The organism is Streptomyces sp. JJ38 (genome assembly GCF_019303475.1).
Lineage (GTDB): Bacteria > Actinomycetota > Actinomycetes > Streptomycetales > Streptomycetaceae > Streptomyces.
In genome coordinates this window covers 85832-95279 of sequence record NZ_JABLSI010000012.1, presented here as the reverse complement: position 1 = coordinate 95279, position 9448 = coordinate 85832, and the positions used below count along the sequence as shown (strand labels likewise).

Annotated in this window: 10 protein-coding genes; 7 read left to right on the top strand and 3 right to left on the bottom strand. The window is 75.4% G+C overall.

Going from position 1 to position 9448, the window contains the following annotated elements; genetic code table 11:
* Positions 1–51: 51 nt before the first annotated feature.
* Positions 52–300, bottom strand: coding sequence for a hypothetical protein (locus HPT28_RS08525; protein WP_257578262.1), 249 nt, complete (start codon positions 298–300; stop codon positions 52–54).
* A 444-nt stretch (positions 301–744) separates the two neighbouring features.
* Between HPT28_RS08525 and HPT28_RS08520 the strand changes: the two genes are divergently transcribed.
* Positions 745–2793 (top strand): AAA family ATPase, encoded by a 2049-nt coding sequence (locus tag HPT28_RS08520; protein ID WP_308119132.1) that lies wholly within the window; start codon positions 745–747, stop codon positions 2791–2793.
* A 50-nt stretch (positions 2794–2843) separates the two neighbouring features.
* Here HPT28_RS08520 and HPT28_RS08515 read toward each other — a convergent pair whose 3' ends face one another.
* Positions 2844–3290: a DUF6174 domain-containing protein gene (locus tag HPT28_RS08515; protein ID WP_219090346.1), complete on the bottom strand. Its 447-nt coding sequence runs from the start codon at positions 3288–3290 to the stop codon at positions 2844–2846.
* 239 nt (positions 3291–3529) lie between these two features.
* On the opposite strand from HPT28_RS08515, the gene HPT28_RS08510 reads away from it, so the two are divergent.
* Complete coding sequence (locus HPT28_RS08510) at positions 3530–3784, top strand: hypothetical protein (protein WP_219090345.1); 255 nt, start codon at positions 3530–3532, stop codon at positions 3782–3784.
* Between the two features lie 3 nt (positions 3785–3787).
* Here HPT28_RS08510 and HPT28_RS08505 read toward each other — a convergent pair whose 3' ends face one another.
* Positions 3788–5458: a DNA repair helicase XPB gene (locus tag HPT28_RS08505; protein WP_219090344.1), complete on the bottom strand. Its 1671-nt coding sequence runs from the start codon at positions 5456–5458 to the stop codon at positions 3788–3790.
* Positions 5459–5608: 150 nt separating this feature from the next.
* On the opposite strand from HPT28_RS08505, the gene HPT28_RS08500 reads away from it, so the two are divergent.
* The 5 genes from HPT28_RS08500 to HPT28_RS08480 are packed head-to-tail and all read left to right on the top strand — an operon-like array spanning position 5609 to position 9431.
* Positions 5609–5797 (top strand): hypothetical protein, encoded by a 189-nt coding sequence (locus HPT28_RS08500; protein WP_219090343.1) that lies wholly within the window; start codon positions 5609–5611, stop codon positions 5795–5797.
* Positions 5798–5807: 10 nt separating this feature from the next.
* The gene (locus HPT28_RS08495; RefSeq protein WP_219090342.1) at positions 5808–6527 is read left to right on the top strand and encodes a hypothetical protein; all 720 of its coding nucleotides are present in this window, start codon (positions 5808–5810) and stop codon (positions 6525–6527) included.
* Entirely contained in the window at positions 6524–7483 is a 960-nt protein-coding gene (locus tag HPT28_RS08490) for a hypothetical protein (RefSeq protein ID WP_219090341.1), read from the top strand. The genes HPT28_RS08495 and HPT28_RS08490 overlap by 4 nt, the downstream gene beginning before the upstream one ends.
* Positions 7480–8400 carry a hypothetical protein gene (locus HPT28_RS08485; RefSeq protein WP_219090340.1) on the top strand — a complete coding sequence of 307 codons (921 nt, stop codon included), beginning with the start codon at positions 7480–7482 and terminating at the stop codon, positions 8398–8400. The genes HPT28_RS08490 and HPT28_RS08485 overlap by 4 nt, the downstream gene beginning before the upstream one ends.
* Positions 8397–9431 carry a serine hydrolase gene (locus tag HPT28_RS08480; protein WP_219090339.1) on the top strand — a complete coding sequence of 345 codons (1035 nt, stop codon included), beginning with the start codon at positions 8397–8399 and terminating at the stop codon, positions 9429–9431. Before HPT28_RS08485 ends, HPT28_RS08480 begins: the two co-directional genes overlap by 4 nt.
* Positions 9432–9448: the final 17 nt, after the last annotated feature.

Genomic DNA, 9448 nt, shown 5'->3' with positions numbered 1-9448 from the left:
CCGGGCGCGGTCGCCCGCCACCGGGCACGGCGCCCGGCGCTCGCGAGCGTGTCAGTCGCCGCGGCGGCGGGGCTCCCCGCCCGGGGAGCGGCGGCCGGACCGGCCGTCGCCCGGGTCGCCGAGGACGGCCACCCGGAAGGCCGTCACCACGAAGACCTTCACCGCGCGGAGGGTGTTCCCGAGCCGGTGCGGCGCGTGCCGCCCGGTGGGGCCGACCGCGGTGGCGCCCGGCGCACGGGACGGCCGTCCGCCGCCGTCACCCGGTCCGCCCATCGCGGGAGTCGCGGATGCGCTACTCATACCCCCAGCATGCGGGCCCGGCGCGCGGCCCGCATCGGCCGAAAGGCCCGTCTCCCGGATGGCCCGTATCCACCCGAAGGGGCAGGGGGCCAGGGGCCGACGCCCCTGCCGGAAACGCCCCGAGCGGGCCAGGGCGGGGGCGGGCTGAAATCCGGTCGACCGCCCGGTGACGCGCGGGTACACTCACCCGCCTTGCCGCCTCCCGGACCGGGGAGGACCGCGGCCGGTCGGAACCGGCCGCTCAGGGACGCCCCCGCGGCGTCCCGTGCCCTCCTCCGACACCGACGCGCCCCGTCCGCCGCGACGCGCCACGGCAGCACGACGCCACGGCACCACGACGTCCGGACCGCCCGCGCCCAGGCACGGCCGCCGACGCGCGGGCGTACGCCGACGGCCTCGCGCCGGTGCCGGACCCGCAGCCGAGAGTCACCGGAGGCCCCTGCCGTGCCCGCGCCCGCCCCTGCCGATGGGCCGCTCGACGACGAGCGCGCCCACCTCGCCGCGTCCCGTTCCGCCCTGCGCGCCATGCGCGCGGACGTCGAAGCCCTCGACATCCGCGACGTCACCGCCAACTGGGTGAACGCCGCCGTCCTCCAGGCACAGATCGACCAGCGCATCACCTCGCTCGCCGACCTCGCCGACACCCCGCTCTTCTTCGGCCGCCTCGACTACGACAGCGGCGACCACGCGGACCGCCGCTACTACATCGGACGGCGGCACGTCCACGACACCGTCGGCGACCCCATGGTCATCGACTGGCGCGCCCCCGTCTCGCAGCCCTTCTACCGGGCCACCCGGCACGATCCCCAACACGTGGGGCTCCGCCGCCGCTTCGGCTACACCGGCGGCGAGCTGACCGCCTACGAGGACGAGCACCTCACCGACCCGAACGCCGCTGACGAGCCGGCCGGAGCCCTCCTCCAGCGGGAGATCGAGCGTCCCCGCGTCGGCCCGATGCGCGACATCGTCGCCACCATCCAGCCCGAGCAGGACGAGATCGTGCGCGCCGGGATCGAGGGCAGCGTGTGCGTGCAGGGCGCTCCCGGCACGGGGAAGACGGCGGTGGGCCTGCACCGCGTCGCCTACCTCCTCTACGCGCACCGCGAGCGCCTCGCCCGCACCGGCACCCTCGTCATCGGGCCGAACGCGTCCTTCCTGCGCTACATCGAGCAGGTGCTGCCCGCCCTGGGCGAGCTGGAGGTCAAGCAGGCCACCGTCGACGAGCTCGTGGCCCACGTCCCGGTGCGTGCGACGGACGACGCGCGGGCCGCGGCCGTCAAGGGCGACGCCCGGATGGCCGAAGTGCTGCGCCGGGCCGTGTGGGCCCAGGTCACCGAGCCCGCCGAGCCCTGCGTCGTCGTGCGCGGCTCGCGGCGCTGGCGGGTCCCGGCGCACGAGGTGGCCGGGTTCGTGGCCGAGCTGAAGGCCCGGGGCGTCCGCTACGGTGCCGCCCGCGAGGCCCTGCCCCGGCGGATCGCGCACGCCGTCCTCGTCCGGATGGAGCGCGGCGGCGAGGCCCCCGACGACCGGGTGCAGGACGCCGTGGCCCGCACCGCGGCCGTCAAGGCCACCGTCAAGGCCGTCTGGCCGGCCGTGGACCCGGCCAAGCTCGTCCTGCGGCTCCTCTCCGACGCCGACTTCCTCGCCGAGCACGCCGACGGCGTCCTCGACCCGGAGGAGCAGAAGGCGATGCTGTGGGCCAAGCCCGGGCGCGGAGTGAAGTCGGCGCCGTGGACCCCGGCGGACGCCGTCCTGGTGGACGAGGCCATGGACCTCGTCACCCGCACGCCCTCTCTCGGCCACGTCGTCCTGGACGAGGCGCAGGACCTCTCGCCCATGCAGTACCGGGCCGTCGGCCGCCGTTGCTCCACCGGTTCCGCGACCGTCCTCGGCGACATCGCCCAGGGCACCACCCCCTGGTCCACCGCGTCCTGGGCCGAGGCCCTGGCGCACCTGGGCAAGCCCGAGGCCGCCGTCGAGGAGCTGACCCGGGGCTTCCGCGTTCCCCGACAGGTCATCGCCTACGCCTCCCGGCTGCTGCCCGCCATCGCCCCCGAGCTGGCCCCGGCCACCTCGATCCGCGAGTCTCCGGGCGACTTCGCCGTCCGCCCGGTCGACCCCGGCACGCTGACGGACGCCGTCGTCGCCGCCTGCCGCGAGGCCCTGGAGCGCGAGGGCTCCGTCGGCCTCATCGCGGCCGACGCCCGCCTCCCCGAGCTCACCGCCGCCCTCGACGCCGCCGGGCTCCCCCGTCTGGCCCCGGGCGAGGAGACGAGCCCCGACGCCCGCCTCACCCTCGTGCCCGCGTCGCTGGCCAAGGGCCTGGAGTACGACTCCGTCGTCCTCGACGAACCCGCGGCCATCGTCGACGGCGAGCCCGACCCCCGCACCGGCCTGCGCCGCCTCTACGTCACGCTGACCCGCGCCGTCACCGCCCTCACCGTCGTCCACGCCGCCCCACTCCCCGAGGAGCTGGCGCAGCCCGCCGCCTGACGGATGGGCCCCGGCCGCCGACCGCCTCCGGGCGGCGGTCGGGGCCGCGGTCAGCTCGCCGGCTCGTAGCCGGTGATCTCGTAGCACACCTCGTCGTCGATCCCGTTGGCGTAGCGGTCGATCTCGATCAGGGTCGGGCGCCCGTCCTCGGCCCGCTTGACCTCGACGGAGTCCGCCCCGTCCCGCTCGGCCTTCTCGGCCTTCTCCAGCAGCCCCCCGATCGTGGGCACCTCCACGTTCCCCGGGGTGTGGTTCTCCCCGACCGGCTCCCACTCCGTGGTGCGCCCCTCGGTGACGGTGACCCGGTAGGTACCGCCCAGGACGTTGAAGCCGCACGACTGCGTCAGGGTGTACGCGTAGTTTGGCGGCTCGCTCCACTCCGGCGCGTCGCGCCCGGGGGCCGGCTGGGCCTCCTGAGCGCAGGCCGCGAGCGGCAACGCCAGCGGCACGAGCAGCAGGCAGGCCGTGGCCCGCGTCCGGTATCTCGGCTTCTTCACACGTGCGTTGGTGAACCCCATGCCGCTGGGACGGCCCCCGCGCGTCGTCGGTTCCCCCACGCCGTCCGGCCCGGCGCGGGGGCGCGAGAGCGGGTGGAGATGAGTACGAGGACGGATGGACCGGAGAGCGGTTGAGCCGGTGGGATGGTCGGGTGCGTACTCCGTCCCCTCTCCCCGCTACCGCTACCGCTCCCGCTCCCGCTCCACCGCGACGGCGCCGCGGTCCACTCGGTGCCCGGTTGGCGGTGACGCTGCTCGGCGGTCCGTTGTTCGGGGCGACTCTCGTACTCGGTCAGAGCATCGAGAGCGTCGGCGCTCTCCTCCTGGGCGGCCTCGGGCTGTGCCTGCTGGTCGCCGGGTGGGCCGTGCCCTTCGACCGGGGCGGGATGTGGGTGGTCGTGGCCACGGCCGGGACCGCCATGATCTGCGTCGCCGTCTGGGCGTGTGTGCTCTTCGTGGTGGCGGTGTTCTGGTTGGCGGCCGGCGGCGGCTGAGGGTCAGACCTCGTCGGGGACGTCCTTCCCGGGGGCGTCCGGGTCCGGGAGGTCGGAGGCGTCGACGATGCGGTAGGCGTAGCCCTGCTCGGCGAGGAAGCGCTGGCGGTGCGCGGCGAAGTCCTGGTCGACCGTGTCGCGGGCGACGACCGAGTAGAAGCGGGCCTCGTGGCCGTCGGCCTTGGGACGCAGGACGCGGCCGAGGCGCTGGGCCTCCTCCTGCCGGGAGCCGAAGGTGCCGGAGACCTGGATGGCGACGGTGGCCTCGGGCAGGTCGATGGAGAAGTTCGCGACCTTGGAGACGACGAGCACGGACAGCTCGCCGCGGCGGAAGGCGTCGAACAGCTTCTCGCGCTGCGCGTTGCTCGTCTCGCCCTTGATCACCGGGGCGTCGAGACGTTCGCCCAGCTCGTCGAGCTGGTCGATGTACTGGCCGATGACGAGGGTCTGGTCGCCGGCGTGGCGGCGCACTAGGGACTCGGTGACCCTGAGCTTGGACGGGGTCGTGGCGCAGTAGCGGTACTTCTCCTCCGTCTCGGCCGTGGCGTAGGCGAGCCGCTCGGACTCGGTGAGGCTGACGCGGACCTCGACGCAGTCGGCCGGGGCGATGTAGCCCTGGTTCTCGATCTCCTTCCAGGGCGCGTCGAAGCGCTTGGGGCCGATGAGGGAGAAGACGTCGGACTCGCGGCCGTCCTCGCGGACCAGGGTCGCCGTCAGCCCGAGGCGGCGGCGGGCCTGGAGGTCGGCGGTGAACTTGAAGACGGGTGCGGGCAGCAGGTGCACCTCGTCGTAGACGATGAGCCCCCAGTCGCGGGAGTCGAACAGCTCCAGGTGGGGGTAGACGCCCTTCCGCTTGGTCGTGAGCACCTGGTAGGTGGCGATGGTGACCGGGCGGATCTCCTTCTTCGTGCCGCTGTACTCGCCGATCTCGTCCTCGGTGAGCGAGGTGCGGCGCACCAGCTCGTGCTTCCACTGCCGGGCGGAGACGGTGTTGGTGACGAGGATGAGCGTGGTCGCCTTCGCGCGGGCCATGGCCCCGGCGCCGACGAGCGTCTTCCCGGCGCCGCAGGGCAGGACGACGACGCCGGAGCCGCCGTGCCAGAAGCCCTCGACGGCCTGCCGCTGGTAGGGCCGCAGGGCCCAGCCGTCCTCGGCCAGCTCGACGGGGTGGGCCTCGCCGTCGATGTACCCGGCCAGGTCCTCGGCGGGCCAGCCGAGCTTGAGCAGGGCCTGCTTGATCTGGCCGCGCTCGGAGGGGTGGACGGCGACGGTGTCCTCGTCGATGCGGGCGCCGACGAGCGGGGCGATCCGCTTGGAGCGCAGCACCTCCTCGAGCACCGGGCGGTCGGTGGTCTGGAGGACGAGCCCGTGGGCCGGGTGCTTGGAGAGGGTGAGCCGCCCGTAGCGGTCCATGGTGTCGGCGATGTCCACGAGCAGCGCGTGCGGCACGGGGTAGCGCGAGTAGGTGACCAGGGCGTCGACGACCTGCTCGGCATCGTGCCCGGCGGCCCGCGCGTTCCACAGGCCGAGCGGGGTCACCCGGTAGGTGTGGATGTGCTCGGGGGCCCGCTCCAGCTCGGCGAAGGGGGCGATGGCGCCGCGGCACGCGTCGGCCTGCTCGTGGTCGACTTCGAGCAGGAGCGTCTTGTCGCTCTGGACGATCAGGCAGGACACGTAAACCCTCCACGGTTCCGGTGGCGGCCCGCCGGAACGGCCGGGCACCCCTCCTATGGTCCCTGATCGCGTGGCCGTGTTGCGAAGTGTGGCTTGTGGGGCGTAAATGGATGCAAGGTGCAAATGAGACAAATCGAAGGGAATGATCCAATGCTGCCGCTCAACGAACCGCTGACCGAGCAGGCTACGCGGGAGGCGCTCGCGCAGGACGTGGACGCCGCCCTGAACGCGACCGAGGCCGACGGTACGTTCCGCGACACCAGCGAGTGCGCCGGACTGCTGCTCCTGGCCGGGCTCGTGCTGCTCGCGCCGCCCACCCCGCGTCCGAAGAAGGGATGAGCTGACCGGCGTGGCCGAAGCACAAGGGCCCGCGTCCGGTCTCCCGGCCGCGGTGCAGAACACCGCTTCGGCGGTTGCCTCCGCCCTCGACGGCGGGGGCAATCGCCTGTCCGTACCCGATCTCGCCGGGTCCGTCGAGCTGTCCGCCGACGACCCGCTGCTCGTCGCCTGCGTGCGCGTGCTCGGTGCCGACGCGCTCGCCCCCGCCCTGCTGTACGGTCTCCGGCCCGCTCCGGCCGACGTGGCACTCGCCGAGGCCGCGCGCGACGGCTATCCGCCGCCGCCCGACGCCCCGGCCGCCACCGCCTGGAGCCACTGGGGGCTGGCGGAGGCCCTGCGGACGCTGACCGGGCACGGCGTCCGCGAGACGCAGCCGGACGCCGAGTGGGTCACCGGAGAGCCCTGGCCCCGGCTGGCGCACCGCATGGCCCAGCTCGCCCCGCTCGCCGCACCCGGGTTGGACTCCGCCCTCGCCACCGGGGCCGCCAAGCGCCCGGTGGACCTCGGGCGGGGCTTCGTGCGGGCCGTCCGCCGCCGCGACTGGCTTCAGGCCGCCGGGCTCGGCCGCTGGCTGGCCCTCATCCCCGGGGTGCCCGCCTCGCTCGGCCTGGACAACGGCTTGGAGTTCGTCCGCCAGATGGGCGAGGCGGCCGACGCCCGGGTGGCGCTGCACGTCCGGGCGGCCCAGCTGCTCCGCGTCACGGCCCCGGTGCGGGAGACGCCCGCATGAGCCCGGAGACCCCGTCCCCGGAGGCCCCGCCCTCGCAGGCGTCGGCGCGTGTCGTGCTCCGGGGGGCGCTGGACTGGCTGGTCGCGCACCGCGAGGGCTTCCGTCCGGCCCCGGACGCCGCGGAGCGAGGCGCCCCCGACGTGCACGTCAAACCGCTCGGGGAGCTGGGACAGCTCATGGTGTGCGTCCAGCGGCACACGGCGCGGGGGAGCGCGGAGCACGCCCGAGCCGGTGAACTGCTGGACTTCGCGTGGACGGTGACCGGCCGCGGGGACCTGTTCCACACGCTCGCGCTCGCCGAGCCGCACGCCACCTATCCGCTGGAGATGTACGCGGCCTTCGCGGCCACGGGCCGCAGACACCACGGCTTCGAGGCGTTCGCGGGGTTCGGCGCGGGCACCCGGGCCTGGCGGTCGACGGAGTGTGAGCCGACCCGCGCGCTCGCCGTCCTGGAGGCCGAGCGGCGGCTGGGGCTCGCCCCGCACACCGACCCGGGGGCGGTCACGGCCGCGACGTGGCTGGGCGGGCTGCCCGAGCCCTGGGCGTTCGAGACCCGCGCCGGGTACGCCGCCACCCACCACGTCTTCCACGTCACCCGGTGGGGGGAGGCCCCGGAACTGCTGCCCGCCGACGTCCGGCACTATCTGGCGGCGTGGCTGCCCGCCTGGACGCGGAGCTGTCTGGAGGAGGAGTCCTGGGACCTGGCCGGGGAGCTGCTCGCCGTCGCCGCGTGCCTGCCGGAGCCGTCCGGCGACACGGACACCGCGTGGCGGGACTACGCCGCGGCCCAGGGCCCGGACGGCGTCGTGGCGCCGCGCGGGTCCGCGCCCACGGGGGCGGGCGAGGACGTCTTCCTCGCCTGCTATCACCCCACGCTCGTCGCGGCCTTCGCCGCCGCGCTCACCGTCGACCGCCGGCCGGCGCCCCTCGGGGCCGCCGTGGGAGGCCAACCGTGATCCCCACGCAGATCCTGCACGACGTCGGTGTGCGCGCCCTGGAGTGGCTGGCCGCGCACCGCGACCACTTCCGGTTCCGCCTCACGGAGGACGACGACCTCGACCTGGCCCGGCTCAAGCCGGTCGGGGAGCTGGCGGTCATCGGCGGCGCGCTGTACCGCGAGGGCGTCGCCGGCAGCCGCCAGTCCGCCCTGGCCCGGGAACTCCTCGACTTCGCCTGGCGCGACGTCCTCGACGGCGGCGCGGCCCTGGCCCGCATCCAGCGCGAGGAACCGCTCAGCCCGATGCCCCTGGAGGTGTACACACCGTTCAGGGAGCTGGGCCTGCGCAACCCGGAGGTCGAGCGCCGTGTCGCCGGCAGCCGGTCGCTGGCGAGCTGGGCCGCCCTGGAGGTGCAGCCGACGCGGCGGCTCGGCCTGAGCGTCGCCGAGGAGCGCGCGGGCCACCCGCCCTCCCTCGACGTCGCCGAGGCCGCCCGCCGCACCTGGCTGGGCCAGACCCCCGAGCCCTGGACGCTGAGCTTCCACCTCGCCTACGACGTCACCCACACCGTCTTCCACCTCACCCGCTGGGGCGCCCGCCCCGAGGCGCTCCCGCCCGACCTCGCCGTCTACCTCGACCTGTGGCTGCCCGCGTGGCTGGAGGACTGGGCCGAGCGCGGGCACTGGGACCTGCTCGGCGAGCTCCTCATCGTCGACGCCTGCCTGCCGCGGCCCACGCTGGACGAGGCGGCGTGGCGGTGCTACGCGGCGGCCCAGGACCCCGGCGGCGCCATGCCCGTCGAGGGCGGAATGCCCGACGCCCGCGACGCGTCCGCCCTCTTCGACCAGCTTCACCACCCCACCCTCGTCGCCGCGTTCGCCTCCGTCATGGCCACCTCCCGGTCCCTGGCCACCCTGCCGGGGAACGCCGCGTGACGGCCGGACTGCGGGACGCCGCCCCCGCCGGCCCCCGACTGCGGGACGCCGTGCGGGAGGCGGCGGGGACGCTCGACGGGCCGGACACCGTCGTCGCCGTCAGCCGCGGCGGCGAGCGGTACGTCCACGCCGGGGGCGACGGGCCCACCCCGCCCGCCGAGCGCGAACACCTGCGGTACGAGATCGGCTCGGCCTCCAAGACGTACACCGTGCTGCTCACGGCCCACCTGGCCGAGCTCGGCCTGGCCGGCCTGCACGACCCCGTCACCGTCCACCTCCCGCCCACCCCGCCGGACGGCCACCGGGACGCCATCACCCTCGCCCACCTCGCCACCCACACCTCCGGCCTGCCCCGGCTGCCGCACGACCCGGTGTTCCTGCGGCAGCTCGCCACCGCGTACCGCACCAACCCCTACGCCCGCTACGACACCGAGCGCCTCGTGTACGCCTTCGCCCGCACCCGGCCGCGCCGGCCACCGGGGCAACGCTGGTGGTATTCCAACTTCGGCGCGGCCCTGCTCGGCCAGGCCCTCGCTCACACCACCGGCACGCCCTACGCCGACCTCCTCACCGACCACGTCCTCGGCCCGCTCGGCCTCGGCAACACCGGGCTCCACCCCGGCGTGCCCGGCCGCGACGCCCCCGGGCACCGCCGCGACGGGGCCACCCCGGTACCGCCCCTGGTCATGCGGGCCTTCGCCCCGGCCGGGGCCGTCCGCGCCACCCCGCACGACCTGCTGACCTTCCTGGAGGCCCACCTGACGCCCGCGGCCACCCCGCTCACGGCGGCCCTGCGCGCGGTGACCCGTCCCGTGCTGCGGCGCGGTGCCAAGCCCCGCCAAACCCACACCCTCACCTGGTTCCAGGAGGGCGACGCCCTCTACCACCCGGGCGCCACCCCCGGGCACGAGGCGTTCCTCGGCTTCAACCCCGCCACCCGCACCGCCGTCGCCGTCCTGGCCGCGCGCGGCTGGAGCCGCCGCAGCCCGCTCGGCGCGATCGGCTACGACCTGCTGACCGGCACGTCCTGATCGGCGGTCAGCTCCCC

Coding starts and splice junctions, on each gene's coding strand:
- HPT28_RS08490 (WP_219090341.1), top strand. CDS start 6,524: ATGAGCCCGGAGACCCCGTCCCCGGAGGCCCCGCCCTCGCAGGCGTCG.
- HPT28_RS08525 (WP_257578262.1), bottom strand. CDS start 300: ATGAGTAGCGCATCCGCGACTCCCGCGATGGGCGGACCGGGTGACGGC.
- HPT28_RS08500 (WP_219090343.1), top strand. CDS start 5,609: ATGCTGCCGCTCAACGAACCGCTGACCGAGCAGGCTACGCGGGAGGCG.